The organism is Shewanella sp. KT0246 (assembly GCF_019654955.1).
Classification (GTDB): Bacteria; Pseudomonadota; Gammaproteobacteria; order Enterobacterales; family Shewanellaceae; genus Shewanella; species Shewanella goraebulensis.
Genome location: NZ_BPEV01000041.1, coordinates 1 through 25154, shown reverse-complemented (window position 1 = coordinate 25154; position 25154 = coordinate 1). Strand labels below are relative to the sequence as shown.

Annotated in this window: 25 protein-coding genes; 15 read left to right on the top strand and 10 right to left on the bottom strand. The window is 40.7% G+C overall.

Annotation, left to right across the window (positions count from 1 at the left end; translation table 11 throughout):
- Positions 1-81: 81 nt before the first annotated feature.
- Positions 82-513 (bottom strand): GFA family protein, encoded by a 432-nt coding sequence (locus tag K5Q58_RS17340; RefSeq protein WP_220755148.1) that lies wholly within the window; start codon positions 511-513, stop codon positions 82-84.
- A 117-nt stretch (positions 514-630) separates the two neighbouring features.
- Complete coding sequence (gene nrfA / locus K5Q58_RS17335) at positions 631-2025, bottom strand: ammonia-forming nitrite reductase cytochrome c552 subunit (protein WP_220755147.1); 1395 nt, start codon at positions 2023-2025, stop codon at positions 631-633.
- A 250-nt stretch (positions 2026-2275) separates the two neighbouring features.
- Here nrfA and narQ point away from each other — a divergent pair, with 250 nt between their 5' ends.
- Positions 2276-4012, top strand: a complete 1737-nt coding sequence (gene narQ, locus K5Q58_RS17330) for a nitrate/nitrite two-component system sensor histidine kinase NarQ (protein WP_220755146.1) — start codon at positions 2276-2278, stop codon at positions 4010-4012.
- Complete coding sequence (locus tag K5Q58_RS17325; protein ID WP_153915030.1) at positions 4005-4634, top strand: response regulator; 630 nt, start codon at positions 4005-4007, stop codon at positions 4632-4634. Before narQ ends, K5Q58_RS17325 begins: the two co-directional genes overlap by 8 nt.
- Before the next feature lie 148 nt (positions 4635-4782).
- On the opposite strand, the gene K5Q58_RS17320 is transcribed toward K5Q58_RS17325, so the two are convergent.
- Complete coding sequence (locus tag K5Q58_RS17320) at positions 4783-5154, bottom strand: YacL family protein (protein WP_220755145.1); 372 nt, start codon at positions 5152-5154, stop codon at positions 4783-4785.
- 262 nt (positions 5155-5416) lie between these two features.
- On the opposite strand from K5Q58_RS17320, the gene K5Q58_RS17315 reads away from it, so the two are divergent.
- Complete coding sequence (locus tag K5Q58_RS17315; protein ID WP_220755144.1) at positions 5417-6385, top strand: zinc transporter ZntB; 969 nt, start codon at positions 5417-5419, stop codon at positions 6383-6385.
- Positions 6386-6514: 129 nt separating this feature from the next.
- On the opposite strand, the gene fkpA is transcribed toward K5Q58_RS17315, so the two are convergent.
- Positions 6515-7273, bottom strand: a complete 759-nt coding sequence (fkpA, locus tag K5Q58_RS17310) for an FKBP-type peptidyl-prolyl cis-trans isomerase (protein ID WP_220755143.1) — start codon at positions 7271-7273, stop codon at positions 6515-6517.
- A gap of 149 nt (positions 7274-7422) precedes the next feature.
- Between fkpA and K5Q58_RS17305 the strand changes: the two genes are divergently transcribed.
- From K5Q58_RS17305 to K5Q58_RS17275, 7 genes are all read left to right on the top strand, one after another.
- Complete coding sequence (locus K5Q58_RS17305; RefSeq protein ID WP_220755142.1) at positions 7423-8388, top strand: WD40 repeat domain-containing protein; 966 nt, start codon at positions 7423-7425, stop codon at positions 8386-8388.
- Between the two features lie 36 nt (positions 8389-8424).
- On the top strand, positions 8425-8637 hold the full coding sequence (locus K5Q58_RS17300) for a SlyX family protein (RefSeq protein WP_153915038.1): 213 nt from the start codon (positions 8425-8427) through the stop codon (positions 8635-8637).
- 105 nt (positions 8638-8742) lie between these two features.
- The gene (def, locus tag K5Q58_RS17295; protein WP_259651379.1) at positions 8743-9297 is read left to right on the top strand and encodes a peptide deformylase; all 555 of its coding nucleotides are present in this window, start codon (positions 8743-8745) and stop codon (positions 9295-9297) included.
- Positions 9290-10657: a COG3014 family protein gene (locus K5Q58_RS17290; RefSeq protein ID WP_220755140.1), complete on the top strand. Its 1368-nt coding sequence runs from the start codon at positions 9290-9292 to the stop codon at positions 10655-10657. Before def ends, K5Q58_RS17290 begins: the two co-directional genes overlap by 8 nt.
- A gap of 39 nt (positions 10658-10696) precedes the next feature.
- Complete coding sequence (lpoB, locus tag K5Q58_RS17285; protein WP_220755139.1) at positions 10697-11290, top strand: penicillin-binding protein activator LpoB; 594 nt, start codon at positions 10697-10699, stop codon at positions 11288-11290.
- Positions 11291-11406: 116 nt separating this feature from the next.
- Entirely contained in the window at positions 11407-14043 is a 2637-nt protein-coding gene (pepN, locus tag K5Q58_RS17280; RefSeq protein WP_220755138.1) for an aminopeptidase N, read from the top strand.
- A 194-nt stretch (positions 14044-14237) separates the two neighbouring features.
- Positions 14238-15503: a MalY/PatB family protein gene (locus K5Q58_RS17275; RefSeq protein ID WP_220755137.1), complete on the top strand. Its 1266-nt coding sequence runs from the start codon at positions 14238-14240 to the stop codon at positions 15501-15503.
- A gap of 86 nt (positions 15504-15589) precedes the next feature.
- Here the strand turns inward: K5Q58_RS17275 and K5Q58_RS17270 are convergent, their stop codons facing one another.
- Positions 15590-16762, bottom strand: a complete 1173-nt coding sequence (locus K5Q58_RS17270) for an endonuclease/exonuclease/phosphatase family protein (protein ID WP_220755136.1) — start codon at positions 16760-16762, stop codon at positions 15590-15592.
- A gap of 239 nt (positions 16763-17001) precedes the next feature.
- Between K5Q58_RS17270 and K5Q58_RS17265 the strand changes: the two genes are divergently transcribed.
- From K5Q58_RS17265 to K5Q58_RS17250, 4 genes are all read left to right on the top strand, one after another.
- A complete protein-coding gene (locus K5Q58_RS17265) occupies positions 17002-18384 on the top strand; it encodes a DUF4397 domain-containing protein (RefSeq protein WP_220755135.1) in 1383 nt (460 codons plus the stop codon).
- A gap of 163 nt (positions 18385-18547) precedes the next feature.
- Complete coding sequence (locus tag K5Q58_RS17260) at positions 18548-19171, top strand: CIA30 family protein (protein ID WP_220755134.1); 624 nt, start codon at positions 18548-18550, stop codon at positions 19169-19171.
- A 100-nt stretch (positions 19172-19271) separates the two neighbouring features.
- A complete protein-coding gene (locus tag K5Q58_RS17255; RefSeq protein ID WP_220755133.1) occupies positions 19272-19874 on the top strand; it encodes an HAD family hydrolase in 603 nt (200 codons plus the stop codon).
- 243 nt (positions 19875-20117) lie between these two features.
- Positions 20118-20333, top strand: a complete 216-nt coding sequence (locus K5Q58_RS17250) for a TIGR02450 family Trp-rich protein (RefSeq protein ID WP_220755132.1) — start codon at positions 20118-20120, stop codon at positions 20331-20333.
- A gap of 28 nt (positions 20334-20361) precedes the next feature.
- Here the strand turns inward: K5Q58_RS17250 and K5Q58_RS17245 are convergent, their stop codons facing one another.
- The 5 genes from K5Q58_RS17245 to K5Q58_RS17225 form a co-directional block, all read right to left on the bottom strand.
- On the bottom strand, positions 20362-21216 hold the full coding sequence (locus K5Q58_RS17245) for a hypothetical protein (protein ID WP_220755131.1): 855 nt from the start codon (positions 21214-21216) through the stop codon (positions 20362-20364).
- 220 nt (positions 21217-21436) lie between these two features.
- Positions 21437-21739 (bottom strand): DUF1330 domain-containing protein, encoded by a 303-nt coding sequence (locus tag K5Q58_RS17240; protein WP_220755130.1) that lies wholly within the window; start codon positions 21737-21739, stop codon positions 21437-21439.
- 84 nt (positions 21740-21823) lie between these two features.
- Positions 21824-22495, bottom strand: coding sequence for a nitroreductase family protein (locus tag K5Q58_RS17235; RefSeq protein ID WP_220755129.1), 672 nt, complete (start codon positions 22493-22495; stop codon positions 21824-21826).
- Positions 22496-22523: 28 nt separating this feature from the next.
- Entirely contained in the window at positions 22524-22694 is a 171-nt protein-coding gene (locus K5Q58_RS17230) for a YbaM family protein (protein WP_220755128.1), read from the bottom strand.
- Between the two features lie 105 nt (positions 22695-22799).
- Positions 22800-23174, bottom strand: coding sequence for a PH domain-containing protein (locus K5Q58_RS17225; RefSeq protein ID WP_220755127.1), 375 nt, complete (start codon positions 23172-23174; stop codon positions 22800-22802).
- A gap of 134 nt (positions 23175-23308) precedes the next feature.
- Here K5Q58_RS17225 and K5Q58_RS17220 point away from each other — a divergent pair, with 134 nt between their 5' ends.
- Complete coding sequence (locus K5Q58_RS17220; protein WP_220755126.1) at positions 23309-24019, top strand: nucleoside-diphosphate sugar epimerase; 711 nt, start codon at positions 23309-23311, stop codon at positions 24017-24019.
- Positions 24020-25154: the final 1135 nt, after the last annotated feature.

Here is a 25154-nt window from a genome sequence, read left to right as displayed (position 1 = left end):
CATATTTCTGAGCTTATCTACGTCTTCTATACTTGGCTGCAAACTCAGCTATAAGTTTGGTTGCAAGTTAGGTATCAAAAACTAAGTGATTCTTTCTTGCTCATAGCGATTGCAGTCATCAGTAATCGTTAACCACGATACTTGGTTTGCGGTATAAATATGGTAGTTAGGTTTAATTAAGCTAGGGTTATCTAAAGAGCCAATCGTGAGGGTAAAGTAGTCTGGGTATCGGGTATCTCGAAAACTTAAATTACAGCCACATTGCTTGCAAAATCCACGTCTAACATAGTCAGATGACTTGTATTCAGTCACCTCGCCTTTTACCCAGATAACTTGCTCAATTTTAAAGTCCATCCAAGCTTGAAATACGGCACCAGATGACTTTTGACACTGTTTGCAATGACAGTAATCGGCATCAAATGGTTCAGCAGTTAGTTGGTATCTCACCGCACCACATAAACAACCACCTTCAAGTAATAATGAGTCATGTGTATTGGCCGCTTGTTTGCCCATGTCAATTCCTTCGCTATTTTAATCAAAGTGATATTATTCTATATAAATGAGAGGCAAAAAAAAGCCCTCAACAGAGGGCTTTTACGTGGAGTGCTCTTATCAAAGTAACAATCTTGATTAGTAAGTTGCTTCGCGCTTTTCAGCTTCAGCATCCCACTTAGGAGCAAGTTCTTTTAAGAATCTTTGCTTATCAGCATTCATCTTATCCATGTCCATACCTAGTGCTTCCTGAGCTTTCTCTTTAGTAGAGATATCAGGGATAGCGACTGGCATTTTCACACCTTTAGCTGCAAGAAGTTGAGCAAGTTTGATACGTGCATCAGCAGCTTTATCAACCGCGCCACCTAAAATACGTAATGCTTCAGCAGGAGCATGTGCAGCAACACCGTGAGATGCAGTTGCAAAGTCCCAACGCCACTGGCTGTGACGGATATCCATTAGGATAGGTTCCATTTCAGCTTCAGTTGCACCCGCTTCCCAAGCTGCGCCAGCTTCGAAGTGAGCGTGTACAAGTTGAGTCTCAGCTCTTAGCTTTATTTCTGTAACACTTTTTTGATTCGCATGTGTTACTTCCATCATGAACTCTTTCGTTTTGCCTTCATGACAAGTTGCACAAGTTTCGTCGAAACGATCAAATGGGTTACCCACTTTATGGTCTGTGAACTTACCTTTACCATTTGCTTTAGCAACGCGTGGCATGTGACAGTCAGTACAACTTACGTTGTTCTTACCGTGCATACCTTGCATCCAAGTTTCATAACCAGGATGTTGAGCTTTTAGCATTGGTGTTTTAGAAATCGCGTGAGTCCAATCGGCAAACTTAATTGCATCGTAGTAAACTTCCATATCTTCAACAGTAGTACCGTTGTCCCATGGGAATTTCACGTAACCTTTACGATCAGCAGTTTTCTCGAAGTAGTATTCAACGTGACATTGACCACAAACCATAGATTGCTTGTCTTTACGAGATGCTTTATCAAATGGCTTATCAATTGCTTCTAGAGCGCGGTCAACATATGGACGAGAAATACGTAATTTTGGTGAACCTTTTTCATGACAATCGCCACAACCTAAAGAGTTCACGATTTCAGCTCCGCCTTTAGACCATTTACCTTTGAAGTAACCGTCTTCGCCTTGCTCTTCAATCATACGAGGTACATCAGGGCTTTTACAGCTCCAACATGCCATAGGCATTGGGCCATCATCTGGTCCAGTTGGTGCACCAGTACGTAATGTATTACGTAAGTCAGTCACTGTATAATGGTGACCACGTGCCTTGTTATAATCTTTAGCAAAGCCGTAACCTGCCCATAACACAACAAGGTTTGGATCTTCGGCTAACACATCAACAATTTCATCACTTTCTGATGTAGCGTGCCAAGTTTCGTATTGCAGTTTATACTTATCTTTGTAAACTTCATTACGTGGTTCAGTTTTATCGCTAGCCATCGCACTAGACATCATAAAGCTGGTTGCCATCAATGCGCTAAGCGCAACAACTTTTCCTTTCATTTTCATCACCGTTCATCTCCGTGTTACATTTTATTTTAAATATTCACGACATCTCCATGAACAAACTTATCCATTTAAGGTTTAATTAAGAATACCCCTTTATGAGTATTGAACAATAAGCTTGCGCTAGATCAACATGTTAACATGTTGTACATCACGTTTTTGATTATCTGTTAACATAATACAGCAATCACTAATGTAAAATGTGGCAATTATGACCATTAAAAAACAGACTAAAGTTGGAATTAATATGACCAAAAGAGGCAGCCTTACCTCCACTATTCTAAGACTAATGTTAGTCCTAATTTTCATTTCTTCCAGCTTAGCTGTGTATTCAATTATCAATCTGACATTTAGTATCGGTGATGCTAGAGCGATCAATGCCTCTGGCTCACTCCGAATGCAGAGTTATCGTTTAAAATTATATTTAGAACGTGATGAGCAGCTGCTGAATGAGAAAATAAATCAGTTTGAAACAACCCTTCACTCTGAAGCATTAGAGCGCTCGTTAACTTGGTATAGCCCACAAGATTTGAGCCAGCAATATTTATTGGTAGTAGAAAAATGGGGCCAAATGCGAACCTTCATCGAAACTGAACGAGGACCAGCGTATTCAGCCTCTTTAAAAGACTTTGTCGATACCATCGATTTATTAGTATTAGAAATGGAACGTTTTGCAGCCCTAAAGCTTAGGGTATTAGTGATAGGTCAAATCATCGGTTTATTTTTAATGTTAATAGTTGCAACAGCAGCAACTCGTTACACCCGAAGAAGAATGGTAGAGCCTATACTCCAATTGATGGATGTGGCTAACTCCATTTCTAAGGGCAAATTCAAGGTTGACGTACCACAAACAGAATATATTGAGCTGCATGCATTAGGTGAAGCCTTTAAAAAAACCGCTTCTGAGCTTGATACCCTTTATCAAGACCTAGAAGGCCAAGTGAATGAAAAAACCATTGCACTCACTCGCGCTAATAATGAGCTGAGCTTTTTATATGAAAACCTGATTCGATTACATGCTGATACTTTAGACTATAAAGCTCTGAGCGCAGCATTAACCCAAATTCAGCAATTTGAAGACTTAGATTATGTCCGCTTGGTAATCGAACACGATGACGAGACTATAGATAGTATTGAAGCCGATAACGGCTGGTTAGATTCAAATGCTGTCAACTCTGAACAAGCAGCAGTCACTCCAGTTAAGTTTAACTTACAACTTGAAGACAAAAACTTAGGCTATCTTGAGGTCATTTCACTTAAACCGTTAAACAACATGTTGTTTGTTAACTTCGCCATGATGTTGACTCGCTCTATTGTTATTCACAACGCTACAGAAGAGAGACAGCAGCTTGCATTAATGGAAGAACGCGCTGTGATTGCCAGAGAATTGCATGACTCATTAGGGCAATTGCTATCTTATTTAAAAATCCAAGTTAGCTTGCTGCGTAAAAAAATCGAACCTAGCTGCATGACCCAAGATGTAGAAACGCAATTAATTGATATTAATGATGGCGTAAGCACAGCTTACGGTCAGTTACGCGAACTACTTTCCACTTTCAGGTTAACCATTAAAGATCCCAATTTAGGCCAAGCAATTGAAGTAATGTTAACTCAATTGCGTAAACAGTCAGGGATAACGATTGAGCTTAATTATCAATTATCACCTCACTTACTCGCAGCGAAGCAACATATTCATGTTTTACAGCTCACTCGTGAGGCCACTATTAACGCTATTAAACATGCAAAACCTTCACGAATAGAAATTGATTGTTTTTTGGCAGATTCTGATATGATACATATTAATATCAAGGATGATGGTATTGGCGTGTCGCATTTAAAAGAGCGAGATCAGCATTTCGGTATCGGGATCATGTACGAGCGTGCAACTAAACTGCATGGCACAGTCAAATTTGATAATAATCCGCAGGGCGGCACAACTGTCTCTCTCGTATTTCCACCCCAGCAGGAGCCTCTAAATGGGTAAACCTTATTCAGTATTAGTAGTAGATGACCACCCGCTTCTTAGACGTGGTATTTGTCAGTTAATAACCTCAGATGGTGACTTTAGACTATTTGGTGAAGCAGGAACGGGTTTAGACGCACTGACTGCAATTGGCGAAGATGAGCCTGATATTATCTTGCTAGATTTAAACATGAAAGGCATGTCGGGATTAGACACCTTAAATGCCATGCGCCAAGAAGGTGTTACAGCACGAATCGTTATTTTAACGGTATCTGATGCTAAGCAAGACGTGATCCGTCTATTACGCGCTGGCGCAGATGGATACCTTTTGAAAGACACTGAGCCAGATTTATTACTAGAACAACTTAAAAAGGCCATGCTTGGCCATCGAGTGATTAGTGATGAAGTTGAAGAGTACATCTATGAGCTTAAAAATGCTGATAATGATGAAACTTGGATTGCGTCATTAACGCCGCGCGAGTTACAGATTTTGAAAGAGTTAGCAGAAGGTAAGAGTAATCGTGTTGTCGCTGAAGCGCTGCATATCAGTGAAGGAACCGTAAAAGTTCATGTGAAAAACTTACTTCGTAAAGCCAACGCAAAATCACGAACTGAAATGGCTGTAAGGTATTTAAACCACTAGTCAGTATCAAAACAAAATACTCAGTGCAAAAAAGGCGACTCATTATGAGGCGCCTTTTTAGTTTATAAACTGATACAGTGCTATTTATAAGCTTCACACTTCAGCTTTTAAGCCTGAGACTTGAAGCCTGATTTTTAACGCTAGACGCTTAACGTTTACCGATAAACTCCATCCAGCTTTTAAGTGCTGTTTCAAAATCTTCTAAACCGCAAAATGCTTCAGACTCTGCATCATACATACTCATTGACTCTTCTAAGTCAAAGTCTTCATCAAAATCGATCGCAATGGCAAATACCCTAACCTGCTCACTGTCTATCGCTAACGCTAAATCATGGCTTTGCATTAACCAATCATTTTGTTTGTTAGCTCTGATTATCTCAATTTGCTGCAAAATATTATTACATTGCTCAATATCATTACCCAATCGCTCGGCAAAAAAGCGGCCTAAAATAGCATGTTCCATACTAAACTCAGCAAATAAGGTGCCGTCTAAGCTGTTACGGCGAAACTCGTATTCCATGATAAAACTCAAAAATAGGCTTTATCTTATTTTAACCGAAGTTAGCTCAAACTGCGCAGTTACAGTGAGTAAATAATGAAAATGTTGCACAAGAACAAAATAACCGTCAATAATATCTTTAATGCTGCTATTGCTAAGCTTGATAGTCAGGATGACTGAATTTATAACTAGGGCCTGTTGCTCTAAAAACACAAAACCAATCACGCACATCTCATAGAACAGTATGTTAAGTGTGCCCCATCAATTGCAAGTCAGGACTTATATGGATACAGGTTTTATTTATTGCTTACTCTTGTCAGGCCCTAATGCAGGCCAAAGCATTCCACACTCTGAGCTAGAACAGTGGCAAGCTGAAGATGGATTATTATGGGTTCATCTGCGCTACAGCAATCAAGAAGCGAGAAAGTGGGTTATTGATGCCCAATTACCACCAACTGAAACCGATACCCTACTGGCAGAGCATACTCGACCACGCACATTAAGCTCGCAAAACGGGGTATTAATGGCCCTGCGCGGGATTAATCTGAACCCTAACTCAGCTCCAGAAGACATGGTTTCGATGCGTATTTTTGCTCAGCAGCATCGAATCATTTCGACCTGTGAGCGCCAGCTACAGTCCGTCAAAGACATTGCCGAACAAATTATGTCTAAGCCAAACAGTATTGATTCAAGTGCCGACTTTTTGGTGTCACTGTGCGAACGCTTAACCCATAGAAAAATGGAGTTAATCCACAATCTCGAAGATCAACTAGACGATTTGGACGATCAAATTACTGCGCCAATCAGTTCCTCTCTTCGCTTGGATATTGCTGAACTCAGAAAACAAACTGTCACCTTAAGGCGTTATTTTTCGCCACAAAGAGATGCGTTATCACGGTTATTAAATGACGGGCATGTGCTATTTAACACTGAGCATAAATTACGGATCCGCGAAATAAACGAGACCTTAATCAGAGTCATTGAAGATTTAGATGCAGTGCGAGATAGAGCCAGCGTAACTCAAGAGCAACTTCAATCACAGCAATCAGAACAACTCAACAAGCGCTTATATTTCCTGTCGCTTATTTCAGCTATTTTCTTACCGTTGGGGTTTTTAACCGGTTTACTCGGGGTCAACATCGGCGGCATTCCTGGCACAGAAAGCAGCTGGGCTTTTGCCATATTCAGCGGGGGATTAACCCTACTCGTTGGAATTCAAATGTGGTTATTTTATCGCTTAAAGTGGCTATAAACTGGTGTTTTGATTTAACCTCTCAAAAAAATTTTATTAAATTTTATTTACATTTTATCTTCAGCCACAAAAAAGGACGCTTTCGCGTCCTTTTTAATCGATTATCCCTTGAAGGGATTACTCAACACATTACTGAGCAGCAGGTGCTTCTTCAACTTGTGCTTTCTCAATAGACAGTAATTCAACTTCAAATACTAAGGTTGAATTAGCTGGAATAGTACCAGTATCACGTTCACCGTATGCAAGCTCAGAAGGGATAACGAACTTGTACTTAGCACCGATAGGCATTAATTGAACACCTTCAGTCCAACCAGGAATAACACGGTTTAATGGGAACTTAGCTGGCTCACCACGACTGTATGAGCTATCAAACTCAGTACCGTCGATTAGTGTACCTTTGTAGTGTACTTCAACAGTATCTTCAGCAACTGGCATATCGCCTGCACCAGCTTCTAATACTTCATACTGTAAACCAGACTCAGTTGTTACAACGCCTTCTTTAGCTTTGTTGGTTTCAAGGAATTTCTTACCTTCTTCAACAGCTTGGCTTGCTAATAACTCAGCTTGCTCTGCACGTTTTTCACTTAATTTAACGTCTAAACCTTGAAGAACAGTTTGCATTTCTTCTTCTGTTAAATCTAAAGTATCAGCTAAACCATCGCTGAATCCTTGGATAACTAAAGTACGGTCAACAGCAAAACCTAAGTCTTCTTGTTCGGTAATATGACCAGCCATATAACGGCCAATAGAGCCACCAACACTGTAAGCTTCTTTTTGCGCGTCAGTTGTTAGCTCAACTTTCTTTGCCACGACTTCTTGTTCTTGGTTACATGCAGTAAGACCAACAACAGCCAATGCAACTAACGATAATTTGTAAATAGATTTCATTAAAGCTTCCTCAGCGTCCTATAGCGGTTACAATAACCTGTAGGTAAAAAAATTGTATATATTTGGCCACTTTATACTAATTAAAGTGTTTCTTGCAATGGCCTGAATAATAACACTGGCTTTCAGACAACTTTTATTGGAGCAAGTTCATGTTTCGACTAATTACGCTGATATTGTGTATTTGCACCCTTACTGCTTGCCAACCAGCGGCCAAAAAAGTGTTTCGTGTCACTAATGACTCAAGCTACAGCGCGAGCTTGTCTGAAGACGCTCAACTGGCTTTGGTTAGCACTGCAAGTAACGGCGTTCAACTGTGGGATCTCAGCCAAGCAGCTTTAAAATACCGCTGGCAACATAGCGCTGATTCAAATGCCACTGACAATAATGTGTTCGATACAGCGCTCTCTGCAAATGCACAATACGCCGCAACATTAACGACGGATTCTTTAGCTATTTGGGATGTCGCCACAGGTAAATCTGTCGGTTGGTGGTCACTCCCAGCATCTGCGCAATCTGTCGCCATTGCCAATAATGCCCAAACTTTAGTGGGGTTAGTCGACGGGTCTGTTATGTCATTTTCACCAGAAAAAAGCTTAATTAAGTTTTTAGGCCACCAAGAGCGGGTTTCTAGCGTGTCTATCTCGGCAAATGGTCAACTCGCATTAAGCGGCTCCAATGATGGTTCCGTAATCCTGTGGCAAGCTCAAACAGGCCAACCTGTTCACCAATGGCAACTAGAGTCGCGCATTGGTAAAGTCAATTTAAGCCAAAACGGTAAACTCTGTTTTGCTAGTGATATCACTGGTAATGGTGCAATTTATCACAGCGATACTGGTGACACATTATCAACATTAGCCATAAATCGTCGCCAAATGACCTTCAGCAGTGCTCGCTTTATTGAGCAAGATAAAATCCTCATAACAGGCTCGCCATCAAAAGAAATCATCTTATGGCAAACCCAAACAGGTAAAAAGCTGGCTAATAGACAAATTCAGTTAACTAAAAACAGTCAAAATAGAGGTGCCGTTGTATACTCTATTGCAAGTGATGCCCAGCAACAGATTGTAAGCATCAGTAATCAAGGTTTAGTAGAGTCATGGGGCCGATTACCTTAGGTGTAATCGATGATTCCATGACTGTGAGAGGAAATAATGCAAGACATGCAACAAAAGATTGATGATTTAGAAATGAAAGTGGCGTTTCAAGAAAGTACCCTTGAAGACCTTAACCAAGAAGTGATTAAATTAAATGACTTAGTGGCTTTTCAGCAACATCAAATGTCATTAATCGTCAATAAACTACAAGCTATCGAACCAAGTAACATGGCGACACAGTCCGAAGAAACACCACCGCCACATTATTAAATGTTCGATGAAGTAATATTTGCTACATTATTCAATAATAAATAGTCTTATAGATAGATTATTAGCCGTTAAGCATTAAGGAACCCTATGCCTGCAAGTGACATAATGACAATCGCCCAATCTGGTGAAGCGATTTTAAATCGCCAAACACAGACAGTCATTACATTTGATCAAGCTCTGGTTCAGCTTAGCGACAATATGATAGCAACTATGACAGCTGCAAATGGTGTGGGGATCGCTGCTCCACAAGTTTTCAGTGATTTATCCATATTTATTATGCATTCAAGGCCTAATGAACGTTATCCAAATGCTCCTGAGACATCAGCTACAGTGGTCATAAATCCACAAATTATTGCTTGTTCTGAAGAAATGGAACTTGGCATGGAAGGCTGTTTATCTATCGCAGGTAGACGTGTTGAAGTACTCAGACACAAAACGGTTAATGTGCAATATCAAAACATTCATGGTGACGTAATCCAGCAACAACTGACCGACTTTGTTGCTCGTATTTTTCAGCATGAATTTGATCACTTACAGGGAATAACTTTGCTCGAAAGGATACACATGGCAAATCAATCGCCATCTGCCGATCAAATAGTCACTTCGCAAGGCTTTATACCCAACGACAGCCAACACTTCAAGGTATTGGCTGATGAATAAACTGCTTAGTATCGGGTTACTCTGTTTCAGCCTAACAGGCTGTGCTTATAACAGCGTTTTAATTAATTACCCGTCGCAAATTGCACCGATTAAACAGCAATTAGCGAGCCCAACACCAACAGCCAAACTTTCTGAACTAGCAGGTCAAATCGATACTAATGACGGTCTACTCTACGCTCAAGAAGCAGGCCGAGTAGCACAAGTATCAGGTGATTTTGAAACCAGTAAAACCTATTATCAACAAGCTATACGTGCCTATAAAGACTTTGATGATAGAGCCACTATTAGTGCTTCAGATTTAACGGCAACTGCCAGCAGTTTAGTATTAAATGACAATGCTATCCCTTATCGCGGTCCAGGCTACGAACGTATCATGGTGCATCAGTACCAAGCCTTTAACTATTTATTTTCTGGTGATGCACAAGGCGCATTAGTTGAGGTTCGCCGTAGTAATCAACTACAAAGCAGCGAACAAGCCCGCTACCAGAAGTCTCAAAAATCAGTTCGAGCTATGGCCAACGGCACAATAGATGCTGAGGTAAATAAACTCGGTCAAGCAACGGGTACTGTCACCAGCTCATTTTTAAACGCTTATAGTTATTACACAACAGGATTACTGCATGAGCTTTTAGGCGAACCCAATGATGCTTATATTGATTACCGTAAAGCGGCGCAGATAACACCAAATAATAAATACTTGCAACAAGACTTAGTCCGCCTTGCTAAACAATTATCAATGCCGCAATACGATGAGTTTAAACGTCGTTGGGGCGATGCTGTATTACCTAAAAAGGGCCAAGGCCAAGTGGTGATGGTGGTCGAGAAAGGATTTGTTCCTGAGAAACAAAGTTTAACTGTACCTTTTACCATTGATGGCAATTGGCAGACTGTTTCACTAGCAACATATCAGCCACACCGCCAAGTTATCCAACCTTCAAGTATTCAAGGTCTGGGAACAGTGTTAAAAGCGGAACCAATCGCTAATATTGATGCCTTAGCTATTAATGCATTAAAAGAAGATTTACCCGCAGCCTTGGTGCGCCAAGCAGCACGAGTCTATACTAAGTCAGAAATGACTCGCAGTGTAGAAAGTGGAAGTAAGCGTCGAAATAACGAAACTGATGCTGCTGCTATTTTGATGCAAATTTTTAATGTAGTGACAGAGCAAGCAGATAGACGTAGCTGGCTTACATTACCAAGACAGGCACAGATTGCCCGCCAATATATTGAACCTGGCGAGTATCAAATCCGTTTAGGCAACAGTCCTGCTGCCAAGATTGATGTAAAACCTAATCGTGCAACATTAATTTGGGTAATAGAGACTGGCAATCAAACCCGTTTTTATTCAATAATTATTTAACTCGACTATTTATAAGTCATATTCAACATGGAACTTACTATGAAACATTTTAAACTGATTTTTGTTTTAGCCGCTGTTATCGGGCTATCAGCTTGTCAATCTAAGGTTGAGTATGGCGATGCAACTGAAGTAGAAACCGTTAACGAAAACTTTGGTTCAACTGATTTACAAGCCATCGCTGCTAAAATGGTCGACAGCATGCTGACCTTCCCACCTGTTATCGTAATGACACAGAACGATCGCCCTATTATCTTTGTTGATAAAATCAAAAACAAAACCTCAGAACATATTGATACAGAATCAGTCACTGACTCTATTAGCAACAAGTTACTACGTTCAGGTAAATTCCGCTTTATCGACATGACTAAAGTTGACTCAGTACGTAAGCAACTAGACTACCAAAACAATGCTGGTATGGTTGACCCATCAACAGCTATCAAGTTTGGTCGCCAAGTCGGTGCTCAGTACATGCTTTACGGCAACTTATCGAGTATCGTGAAACAAGATGGCAGTACTAAAGACGTTTACTACAAAATGACTATGCGTCTTATGGATTTAGAAACAGGCCTAATCGAATGGTCTGACGAAAAAGAAATCCGCAAAGTTAAATCTAAGTCTTTCTTAGGCCTATAAGCCTCTGATAAAATTGAATTAGCCGACCTCGAGTCGGCTTTTTTATAACTGTAAACAATCGTCATTGAATGAAATATCTGTACCAAAAACAATAATAAATTTTTAGGGAAGTAATTGTGAATCTGTTTAAGTCGTCTTTAGTTGCCCTCGCTTGCACAGGCTTATTAGCTTGTAACAGCACACCGAGTCAATCACCAACACAACGTGACGGAAGCGCTAACATTAGCGAATACCAAGCAATGGCACGTTCAAACGTTGTCTCAGAGGTTGGCTACCAACTGAGTTTTGACCTCACCGGCGATAGTCGCTTTAATGCAACCACCAAAGTTGAATTTAATCTAAGCAACACTAAAGAGCCCCTGACTCTCGACTTAAACAAGGCCCTGATCAGCAAATTTGCTATTAACGGCAAACGCATTTATCCCAACTATAACGATGCCTATATCACAGTTAACCCGCAACTACTGAGCAGCGGAAAAAATACCATAGAAATTGAATATAGCCGTGAACACAGCACTAATGGGGAAGGCTTACATCGATTTGTCGATCCTGTTGATGATAAAGTGTATTTATACTCTCATTTTGAGCCTGCTGCAGCGCAGCAAATGTTTGCCGTATTTGATCAACCAGATTTAAAAGCCACTTATGAAATCACCGTTTCTGCGCCTAAAAGCTGGAGCGTCATCAGTACCATGCGCGAAACCAGCATTGATGAACAAGCTAATCAAAATATTTGGACCTTCCCTGTTACCCCTAAGTTAAGCCCATATAACTTTTCAATGCATGCTGGTCCTTATCATGTTTGGGAAGATAACAGTGGCAAATACCCAATGCGATTATTTGCCCGCCAATCCGTTGCAGAACAAGTCACAGCTGAAGACTGGTTCACTTATACCAAGCAAGGTCTAACATTCTTCGATGACTATTTTGGTATTGACTACCCATTTAAAAAATACGACCAACTATTAGTGCCTGACTTCTTATATGGTGCGATGGAAAATGCAGGTGCCGTTACTTTTGCTGAAAATCGCTTTATGTATAAAGACACCATGACTGCAGCGCAAAGACAGCGCTTAGCCAGTGTGATCATGCATGAAATGGCGCACCAGTGGTTTGGTGATTTAGTCACAATGAAATGGTGGAACGGTTTATGGCTTAATGAAAGCTTCGCCTCGTTTATGGGCACACTCGCCACCAGCGAAGCCACGGAGTTCAAGCATGCATGGCGCACGTTTTATGCCACAGGTAAACAAAGCGCTTACCGCCAAGACAGCCTTGTGACAACGCACCCCATTGAAGTGCCTGTGCCCACCAGCATGAACGCCTTTGATAATATTGATGCCATCACCTACTCGAAAGGTGCATCAACCTTAAAACAACTCAGACACTTATTAGGTGAAGAGACCTTCCAATTAGGGGTGCAACAATACCTAGCAAAGTACAGTTACCAGAATGCCACCTTAGATGACTTTATTGGTAGTCTAGCCCAAGCAAGTAATCGCGATTTATCTCAATGGACACAAGATTGGCTTTACCAAGCAGGTGTTAATACCTTAAAAGCGGATTTCCATTGTGAAAACGGCAGAATAAGTCAGTTTTCATTACTTCAAACCGCTCCAAGTAGTGAACTGCCGACCTTACGTGAACAACGTGTGCAAGTGGCACTATTCAGTGCTTCAAAGTACTCAATTCATAACGGCCCTATAGTCGCAGTTACCTACAAAGGCGAGAAAACTGAGGTACCAGAACTCATAGGAGAGCATTGCCCTAACTTAGTTTACCCAAACTTCGAAGATTGGGGGTACGTTAAAGTTCAGCTAGATGAGCAGTCATTTATCACAGCAAAAGAACAGCTCAGCAAGGTCAGCGATCCGCTACTGCGTTCGATGCTATGGCAAAGTATGTGGGACAGTGTCAGTGACGGTAAAATTTCACTTGTTCAATACATTAACGTTGCACTCGTCAACGCTCCAACGGAGCAAGACTACACCATTTTAGGCCAAGTGATTGGTAACCTAAAACAGGCTCAACAGTATTTGAATAGCATGGCACCAAATCATAAAGCTTATGCCACTAAAGTCAGCAAAGGGTTGACTCAAATGAGCTTGCGCATGGCAATGCAGCATTATGACAATGCCGATTTTCAGCGTCGCTGGTTTGATGCCTATGTCAGCATGGCAAGTAGTAAGGATGCCCTTAATCATTTAGCTGAGCTTTTGGCTGGCACCAGTAATATTCGAGGCTTGAATATCAGTCAAGATTTACGCTGGAAAATTATTATTCAACTGAATCGCCATGACTACCCAAATAGCGCAAAATTATTAACCACTGAAAAGCAGTTAGATGTAAGCGATAGTGGCCAAAAATCTGCTATTGCAGCTGAAGTTATCCGCCCACAAGCACAACTCAAGCGCCAATGGCTGCATACTATTGAGCACAACACTAGCATGCCTTTTTCTAAATTAAGAGTAGCAATGAACTACTTATACCCAAGCGAGCAGAAGTTACTTAGCGCCGCCACTGCCGAGCAACGCTTAGCCAATATCGCGGAAATAGATAAGAAAGGGCCAGTATTTATGCGCGCATATAATCGGAGATTGATCCCAACAGCTTGCAGTAATGCCAGTGTTGAGGCGATAAATGAAGTATTAAATACTGAAACAGGCTTATCACAAATGACCCGCCGCGCTTTATTAGAGACACGCCAGAAAGAACAGCGCTGCGTCAATATCAGTGAAATGCTGAATCACTAGTGCTTCAACAAACAAGTTAAAAAACTGATAAATAAGCTTAAAGAAGCTATAAAAATCAAAAACCTATTAAAAGCCACTTGTTAAAGTGGCTTTTTTTCATCTTTTTATCGTGTTTTGTCGTCTTTTAAAAAAACCTCTCGTCTTATCTACACTTAAACCTGTTTTAGCAAGTTAGTTAACGTATCGGAGAGTCCATGAACCATTTTAATAGCCAATCAAATTACGGCACCAATTTATTTATCAAGAGTAAGCCGGAGATGCTGAACAATTTTTATGGCACCACTGATGTGTTTCCATACTGGGTTGCTGACATGGATTTTAAAGTCGCCGCCCCCATCACCCAAGAAATTAATCGCTTATCTGAGCGCGGGGTTTACTCATACGAATTTAATGAACAAGCCGTATTTAGCGCTATTTCAAATTGGCATGCCAAACGACATGATATATCACTCAATCCTGAAAACTTTGTCCAAGTCCCTGGGGTACTATCGGGAATTGCATTACTGCTTCGAGAACTAACCAATGAAGGGGATGCGGTATTAATTCATACACCTGCTTACCATCAGTTTGCTAACTTGATAACTAAAGCTGACCGCAAAGTGGTCAAAAATGAACTCATGATTGCTGATGATAAATATCAAATCGATTTTGATGCCTTTGAAGCGCAAATTAAGCAGCAAAATGTCAAAGCGATGATTTTCTGTAACCCCCATAACCCAACAGGCCGAGTATGGACACAGGCTGAATTAACTAAAGTCATTGAAATAGCCAAACGACATAATGTCACGGTGATCAGTGATGAAATACATTCTGATATTATATTTTCAGGTCACCAATTCACTAGCTTAACCAGCTTTGATTATGACAATGTCGTCACTTTGATTGGCTCTCCTGCTAAAACCTTTGGTATGCACAGTATCTCCAATGGTTATATCTATACAAATAATGCCACCATGCTGACTGACATTAAACAACTCATTGGTGCACTTTACCTTGACCACGGCAATGCACTCACCACTTTTGCCACCATAGCTGCTTATGAAAAAGGCGCTGAATGGGTTGATGAGATGCTGGCATATTTGGAGCAAACAGTCTCTTGGATTACAGAGTTTGCCGCGCAACATATTCCGCAATTGAAGGTTTATAAGCCAGAAGGAACCTATCAGATTTGGTTTGATTTTTCAGCACTTGGCTTATCGGAACAGCGCTTAAAAGAAGTGGTTTTTAAGCAAGCTAAAATGGGCTTAACTCCGGGGAATTGGTTTGGTGCTCAAAGTCCACAATTTATGCGGATGAATATTGCAACTTCAAGAGAAAACATCTGCGCTTCGTTCGAGCTACTAAAAGCGGCACTTGAGCAAGTTGATAGCAGTCCAGCTGCGTGCTGCAGCAGTTCAAGTAGTAATTGCTCAAGCCCCAACAGCGAAAATAACAGTTCAGGTAACTCTAGTTGCTGCTAACACCCTTACAAACTAAAACTATAAGCTAATTGGTTCCTGAGTAATGCCGCTCTATTTAAAAGGCGGCATTGTTATTTTTCGCTTAATTAACTGCGCAAAGTAAACGTCATCATCACTGGCGCATGATCAGTACTGTCACTGTCTCGTTCATATTCAGGTCTAACAAGGTGCCTGTCATGGGTTTGATAGTCACTGACTTCAGCTAAGTTTCTTGGGTGGGATGCGTCAAACTCACACGACGCCAAAATATAATCTAGCACTGAACCTGTATTGCCAAAATAATGAGTCGCTTGGCGAGCATATTTGAGCGGATCAACTGGCGGCAGTACATCTTCAGCAATATCAGAATCTTCATCATGCAAGCCTGACTCATATTCATCTTGAGCCAATGTCGCATTGAGCTTTTGCCCTGTTTGATATAACTCATAAGTATCGAATAAGCTAAACTGAGCAAACTCATCCGCTAAGGTTTTATCGTTCATCACTTTAAGTTTAGGATCGATAATATCGTTTCTAAAAACCCGTTTACCATTAGCTCTAAATGCTTCTAACGCAGTACTTTGCAAGGTGTCATTAAAATCACCCATTAACAAAACTGGTAACTGTGTTTTAGTACGTTGCTTTGCTATTTCATTAAACAATAACGCCGCTTCACTTCCTCGTTGCATGTTTGATGCCCAGCTACCTAACGCTTGTCTTGCCATAATATCCGCGCCACCTTTCATGCCAGAATCAGCTAAGGTATCCAAGCCCATACCGCTGCGTTTTGACTTCAAATGCACAACGTAACACTCACATTCACCAAATTCAGCTAAAGCAATCTTTACTCTAAGTGGTTGCCGACTAAAACTAAAATCATTGGCAATACCCATCAGTGGGAACAAGTTCTCATCAGGAGTCACTAAAACAGATTCTGTGATAGGAAATTTAGATGCGATAGCAACTACAGGGCTTTGATAAACATAATCACTGATCAAACTTGGCTCATCTAATGCGGCAAAATATGGGTATCCCAATGGTCCTAATAGTGCTTTTAACGCATCAGGACTAAACACTTCTTGAAAGCCAATAATGTCAGGTTGGTGCTCATCAACATACTGCGTTAACCAAGTACATTTTTTTTGCCATTGCTGGCGAGAATAAATATTTTCGAAGTCATAATAAGCCGCTGGCGGTTCGATAAAATTAAATAAATTAAACGAAACCACTTTAAAAACCTGTTGCTTTTTTTGCTCATTTTTACTGCTAATCTGAGTCACTAAAACTGCCTTGAAAGCTCTATTCTAGCTACAGATTAAATCCAAATGGATCCGCTGTCGATGTTAATTACACTCTATCGAAAAACGATCCTTGGGATCTTTTCTGTCATAAATCACCAATAAAAAAATGATCCTAAATTAGCAAGTGCCGTATTACCTCACGAAATCAGCGCCTGAAATCACAACATCAAATGGATTTATATCCGTTTTAAACTAGAAATGAATTCGAGGAAAGAACGATGAAAAGGATCTACTCCCTAGCTCTGTGTTTTTCAATAGTTGGTTTAACGGCTTGTTCAGATGACGATGATGATAACACTGCTGCAGTCGCCGAAGTTGAAACACCAGTAATCACATATGCCGACGTTCGTGTCATCCATGCAGGTAGCGATGCACCTATGGTTAATGTCACTGCAGACGGTGTAGAATTATTAACCGATGTTGATTACGCCATGTCTAGCGGTTTACTTGAGGTCGCAACTGCCACCTATGCAATCGGTGTGGATGCAAAACTCCCTGACGGTACTACGCTAACCGTATTAGAGGCAGACTTAGCTGTCGCTGAAGATATGGAATATACCGCCGTTGCACTCGGTAATGTTAGCGATGAGACCTTAATGCTAAAACTCATTGCCAATGAAGAAAGCGACATCACCGCAGATAACGCTCGTGTGCAAGTGCTGCACGCAACACCAAATGTTGGTTTAGTCGATATATATGTCACTGCGCCGATGGCTGACATCAGTATGATGGAGCCAACGTTATCAGCAAACTACATGGACAACAGCGACCAGCTAGAAGTCCCAACAAGCGATTACCAAATTAGAATTACGCCAACGGACGATAAAACCGTGGTTTTTGATTCAGGCACTGTGAATTTAGCAGCCGGAATGGATTACTTTATCTCAGCGATTCCAAACGAGTGGTCAGGTGAATCACCTGTAGCTCTACTAGTTGCCCTACCAGAAGGACAAGTACTGTTAAATGATGTGAGCAGCGGTAGTGACATTCGTGTTGTTCATGCTGTAGCTGATGCACCAGCAGTTGATGTATTTTTGGATGGCAGCACCACACCTGCAATCGATATGTTGTCATTTGGGAACTTCGCAGGTTATGTCAATATTCCAGAAGGCATGCACACAGTAACAGTTGCAGCAGATGCTGATAACTCAGTAGAAGTGATTAAAGATGCGCCTGTAGACTTAATGCTAGGTTACAGCTACTCAGTACTTGCTGTCGGCTCATTAGCTGACGATGACATCTCACCATGGGCATTTTCTGAGCACACTCGCAGAATAGCAACGGAAGCAAGATTAAACGTTATCCACGCATCTTATTCTGCGGGTAATGTTGATGTGTACTTAACCCCAACAGCCGATATCAGTGATGCAGCACCTGCATTATCAGACGTACCATTTAAAGCAGCATCAGGCAGTTTAAGTATCGCACCAGGTGATTACACCGTTAGCGTAACTGTCACTGGCACTAAAACAGTCGCGATTGGCCCACTAGCAGTATCACTAGCCGCTAATGGTATCTATAGCGTAGCCGCAGTCGATGCTGAAAATGACACCTCAATGTTCTCAGTGATTTTGATGGATGACTTTGTCGCTGAGGAGTAACTCACTCAGTACTAGTTATATCTAAACAGTTTAAAGTTTATCTCCGTCCGACCCTTTTGCGGCTTATCTTCCACCCGAGATAAGTCGCTTTTTTATATTCTTGTAATCTGTGCGGTTAAGTTTGAGCAATACAGCACAGGTAACTACAAGTAATGAGGTAAAAATGATAAGCCCACTTATTCTCATCAAACAGTTATGCCGCAGGTATACTTCAGCAGTAATCGGCGTACTATTAAAAGGTCTGTTTTTATCCACCAGCTTGTTAGCGACTATGCTATTTCAAACTTCAGTGAGTGCTATGGAAATTCAATTCAGCTCCCAGCAGCAATTAAGCGCAGCCAAAATCAGTAATGACACTGTCATGGGCGGTATTTCATCCAGTGAAATAGAAAATGATGCAGCGCTAGACCAACCTATTTTTAGCGGTAATGTCTCATTAGCCAATAATGGTGGATTTGCCTCGATGGAGTATCGAATTAATACATCTATTCCTACATCAAGCTCGGTAAAGCTCACCGTCATGGGCGATGGGAAACGATACCAATTACGTTTTAAAACTCCTGAATTGTCTTTTGGTGAGGCATATGTCGCCAACTTTGATACAACAGCTGGCGAGCAAACTGAACATACTTTTATTCCTGCTGATTTTAAGTCACAGTTTCGCGGTAGAAGCGTCAATGCGCCAGCGTTAGTATTTGCAAATGTGGATAGAGTCGGACTGCTTATTGCCGATAAACAAGCGGGCAATTTTTCACTGACACTCGGCAGTATTGATTTTCAGCAGTAAACTTGCGATATGTTAACTCTTCAACGGGTTAGCTCTTCTATGAGTAAAACAGGCGATGAGCAAACTCTGCCATCAGTAGCTTGAATATAATGGATTAGAAATGGAAAAACTGGCAAATATTAAAGGTGTTATCTTTGATTTAGACGGCACCTTAGTTGAATCAGAATTGGACTTTCGAAAAATAAAGCAGCAATTAAACTGCCCCATCGATACAGACATTCTCAACTACATTGATGCAATGACATCCATTGATGATCAGCAATGCGCCCAGCAAATTATTATCGAGCACGAAACTTTTGATGCGAAAAATGCCAAAGCACTACCCCACATGCATTCGCTGCTTACAAGCTTGCAAGAATTAGCTTTACCTGCTGCCATCGTCACTCGCAATAGCAAAGCGGCTACCGCAACCAAGCTTAGCCAAAACGACATCAATATCGCACTGGTGTTAACCCGTGAATGTTACCCAGCAAAACCTGCACCCGATGCGTTACTCGCTATCGCTGACCAATGGCAAATATCGGCTGCAGAACTAATTTATGTAGGTGATTACCTTTACGATATTCAAGCGGCCAAGAATGCTGGCATGATGTCGGTGTTTATCAATCATCACAAGCAGCCAGAATATCAACTTCAAGCAGACATCATTGTCAGGGATTTAAAAGAACTGCAAACCGCGATAGAAGCAAGTCGTCAGGGGTAAAAAAACATTAGTGAAGGTCATCTGCACTCAACATAAGTGGGACTCAACATCAGTGGGGCTTAGGATTAGTGGAGTTCTGAATTAGTCGAGCTTTGCAGCCTTATCAGCATTACAAAAGCAGTTATTAAACCCAGACATTCATTGAACAGATTGAACTTATCCGTTTAGCGCTTCGTATCCTTTATTTCACAAGACGATGTTATTTACTCGCCAGAAATAAGGTTAATTAGGATAAAGGGGTTTATGAATCCATTACACCCAAAGAAGTTATTACACAGTAAATGGACCAAAGTGCATGTGTTCCAAAAACTGAAACATTTTTCGGTAGTCAAAGTCATTTACGATGAAGACAGTAATGTCATTGAATGTATTATTCGTGCAGAAATGAACGCCGAAGAATTTGCGATTAATTGGCGCGATTTAAAAGACTCTCAACAATGGCTTCAAGGTTGGAAGTAACGCCTAAACAGCCTTTTACTATTCATCATTAGGCGGCCAAATTAGATACTATAAATAACCCTAATAGAATCAAGCTGCCTTTCGCTGTCGCTTTTTTAGCTAAATGTCGATGATCACGATCTTCTTTCGAGACCAAGCGGTGAATCACTTCTTTTCTATCACATGAATCACTGACATTTTGAACATCGTTGCTGTTATTAGCATGGATATTATTATCTTTTAGCTGAGTCACTGTGTTGTTATTAGAGCTTAAACTGCTATTAACACCGTCTTGGTTATTATCAATAGGGATTTGAGCGTTAACTTCAATGCCCTGAGTATCAAATAACTCATCGACAGTAACTAAATCTGAGGGGCTGTGAGTTGTTAGCAACCCTTTAGCTAACGGCTTAATATTTTGATCTTCACCAAAAAATCGCTGTATATACTGAGCACACATGATGTAGGCCAAACGTTCACTTTCTTCGAAGCGTTGGCTTTCTAAAATATAGGCTTTGAAAGAGAAAGCGAGCACATTAGATAAACAAGCTAGGTTGTCATATAGCACAACTAATTGCGGATACTGCTCAACGGTTTCATTCCATTGCTCTTTAATCTCAGAATCAACCTCAAACTCATAGCTCATGTCAGGCACATCAACTAAGGCATCTAATGATTTTTCCGCCTGATGATGCAGCCACATTTCGTCATAAGATTTACGCTTAGTCGCACACTTCAAAATGTTATAGGACACTGCGATATTAGCCAGTTTGATATCAATATCAGAATAAACGCTTTGGTACTCGGCTGAATGATAAAAGAGATACAAATCTTCATAAGCCATCATCACAGCTTCATCATCTGCATCTTGGCTTATCCCAAGAGTAAGGTATAAATTTTCCATGAGCGTCCTGTTAATGACTGAGACTGTTTTGACCGAGTATGAGATTTGGAATACTCATCATTTCAACTGAACACTCCGAGAAGGGATAATAGCGACAAATGAAAATAATAACGTTAAGCCAGATCTAAAAAAAATATAAAAACAGCAGGGTAACCAAGTAACAGAGCTAAAGAATACGAGACTGAAACACGAGAATAATCGAGTCGAATAAACAGTATCTCTACTCTGTTTGATGTAATCCAATCACGGTCGAGCTGGTAACAGATGCATTAAAATGGCGCTGCTTTACCGATAAATATGCCTCATCATTGAAAAAGGCATTCATCACTTCTTCCGACGGGAAATCGATAGTAAACACCCGATTAATCTCAGTGCTTGTTTTAGACTTTAGCACTTCAGATACCGCAAAATCATAGCCAAAATCACCACCATAAAAATGCAGAATGGGTAGCATGGCATCTCGATAAGCTTGATACTCAGCTTCATCATGAACATGCAAAGCCATTATTCGTTGAAAGCCCATTACTACTCCCTTGTTATCACACTAAACGAGCCACTGCCTTCAGTAACTCATTCAATATCTTGATGTATCTCAATCAGTATCTGGCTAGATAAAGTCACTGATTTCAGCTAATGACTTTTTCTGTAGTGCATGCTCAGGTACTGTTGCCCCCTCATCAGGGTAACCAGCAATAATCAACATGTAAGGTCGTTCATTATCACTATCACGGCCACAAACTTTACTTAAAAACGACATCGGTTTTGGCGTGTGGGTCAAGGTGCCAAGCCCAGCATTATGCAGCGCTTGCAATAAAAAACCTGTCGCAATACCTACAGACTCATGCACATAGTAATTCTGCTTTTGCTCGCCATTATCATCACTGCGCTTTTTAGTGAATACTGCAATTAACCAAGGCGCTGTTTCAAGGTAAGGCTTGCTGGCATTGGTACCAAGTGGCTTTAAGTTATCTAACCATTCTTCGCCGCCACGACCTGCATAAAAAGCTTGTTCTATCGCTTCAGCTTGCTCACGGATTTGCGCTTTTACACCCGCATCACTGATTGCGACAAAGTGCCAAGGCTGGTGATTAGCACCATTTGGCGCGGTACCTGCAGCAAGAATACATTGCTCAATAATTGCTTGCGGTACGGCTCTATCTGAAAACTTACGAATCGAGTGACGTCTTTTCACATGCTGATAATTTTGCTTAGCACGTTCAAGCATTTCAGCTTGAGGATATTCAATAAAATCAGTTAATGGCAAGTGAGCTTCGGTCATGTCTTTTCCTTTTTTTTATTAGCTTTGGCTAATCCGTTTTATGCAGCTTTTTTTTAAAATCATCTAAGGTGATTTGCAATGCTTCAATAGCGGTATCTGTATCGATGTTATTTTCTTCAAGCAACTGGATTAAATCGACCGCTAGTTGGACAGATTTAGGTGCATCACTTAATGATTGAGGCTGGTTTTCTTTGCTCATCTACGACGTAATCCAATAATGTTCTTTAAAAAAGAATGTAATAAAATCTGCCTAATCAACATACAAAGTATTTTATATCAATAAGCTAGCGCTTATTCGTAGCGATTAAAGCGAGAAGTTAGCAATCGCTTTTTGAATACCGACCACATCGGTACCTTTCTTCAACTCTTTGACGATAGGTTGATCAGTTCCTGAGATATAGATTTTAAGCTCTGCATCCATATCAAAAGTGCCAGCTGTTTCAACCACAAAATGAGTCATCGATTTATACGCTATTGAATGATAACTGACTTTTTTACCCGTCATGCCTTGCTTATCAATCAGAATAAGGCGTTTATCAGTAAAAACGAACATGTCACGAATAAGTTTATAACCCATTTGAACTGACTCATTGTCAGCCATAATAGGCGATAACTCTTGCTGTAACTCCCCTAAATCCATTTCAGAAGAATTACCTAAAATCGCATCAAAAAATCCCATTATTTTCTCCTTGAATATGGTCTTTGCATTCTTCAATAAACAGTGAATAAAATAGTGCGGTATCTACTGGCAATTAACAAGCAAAAAGCTGTTAAAGTATTCCTCCTACACTGTAAACCTCACTAAAGGCCACTATGAACGCAGCAATCATTGGAGCAACAGGTTTAATTGGTCAATGTTTGTTATTAAACATATTGGCAGATAATCGCTATCAGCAAGTTGTGGTCATTGGTCGAAGGTCGCCTAAACTTGAAGCTTCGACACCTGGAATTGAAAAGCTTATCTTTGTCGAAACTCAGTTAAATCAGCTAACCGAGTTAAGCTTACCTGCGAGCATCGACCAAGCATTTTGTTGCCTTGGCACCACCATCAAACAAGCGGGAAATCAGGAGAACTTTATCAAAGTCGACCACACCGCAGTCATCGACTTTGCCAAACTGGTCATAAAGTATCAAGCACAAACTGGGGTTGAGTTTTTGGTCGTTACAGCCTTAGATGCCAATGAAAAATCGAGTGTGTTTTACAATCGAGTCAAAGGTGAAGTGCAGCGAGATTTAAGCCAACTCCCCTTGTCTAAACTCTACATATTTCAACCAAGTTTGTTATTAGGGGAGCGTGCACATCAACGCACCTTAGAAGATATAGGCCAGAAGTTTTTTGCTATTGCTTCAGGAATATTTATTGGGCCATTAGCCAAGTACAAACCCATTACTGGGAAGCTTGTAGCAGACAATATGTTGGCTGTTGCTGTTAAAGCAAATACTGAGTTGGTAAGTGAGCTATCGTTAGAGAAAAAAGCAGTAAAGATTATTGATAACAAGCAGATGCATCGACTGGTGAACTGAGTCCGTTATGCTCAATAGGCTGAGTTTTGCCTCTAGGTTTATTGTGCTATTTTTGAAATAAAATCAACGTCGTGGCGCTTCGCCCACACCCGAGCAAGAAGGGTGAAACTGCTCACCCCTCTTGCATCTCCCCAGCAGCCCCGGCGAAATTTTCTGGAAAGCGAAAGATTTCCAACGGGGAATTATTCAGCTTTGAACTTCGTTTTTAGCCTTCTTCGGCAAGCTAAAAAATTACTAAGGCTTACGATGGGGTGTCCCTTCCCCCTCGAAAGCTAGCCAGAATCTTAAGTGCAGGATGCACTAAATGCCTTGAAACACATGGATTTGCGAGAAAGGCCATGTCTGGACTCACGCGATTTTCTTGCTTGCCTCTATTCAGATTGAACATTCAAAGAAGAGAAAAAGCTTCATAAAAACAAATAAAATTAACTTCAAAAAAATTAGGAACTACAAGCGAACTTGCAGGCTCAATGTTCCCCATTGAAATTGCTGAAATGCGTTGAAGAAAATAGCGTAAGCCTGACAGGACGTCAGGCTAGCTTTCGTTTGGCCATGGATGGCCAATCTAAAGCGTTAGCTATTTTCGAATAAGCATGATGCTTGCTCGCTTTTTAGAGCAATTTCGTTGGGGCGGCAAGGGATATCGAAAAGGGAAATGCTGTTGTTTCCCTTTCGTCGGGTGTGGGCGAAGCGCCACGACGTTGACCTTAATCCAAACGAAGTTTGGAAATGAATTAGGGAAAACGCTCATAATCCAAAGCAAATTTATGCAATAAAAGAAGCTCTTTGCTTCGCTCAAGCTGAAGACTATAATTGATTTTTTTGTGACATAACTCATTCTTGAGGTTTCAGTTTACAGTTACCCCTCAGCAATTAAAGCCTAGTTTCCGTTCTTATTAGGCCGTTACGATTCATAAATTTTACTCTGACACAACTAATTTGACCCAGCTAATTTGGAGTAAGCTTTATTGTATTCTGTATAATCCTTAATCTAACGAACCACCTTTATACTCTTCACACTTACCCATTCCTTTTCAAAAACGATTTAGATATTTAAATAGTTGTTAGTTATTTAAATACCTATTAGTTACTTAAATGGTTGTTCGTTATTTAAAGATTAATAAATCCACACGCT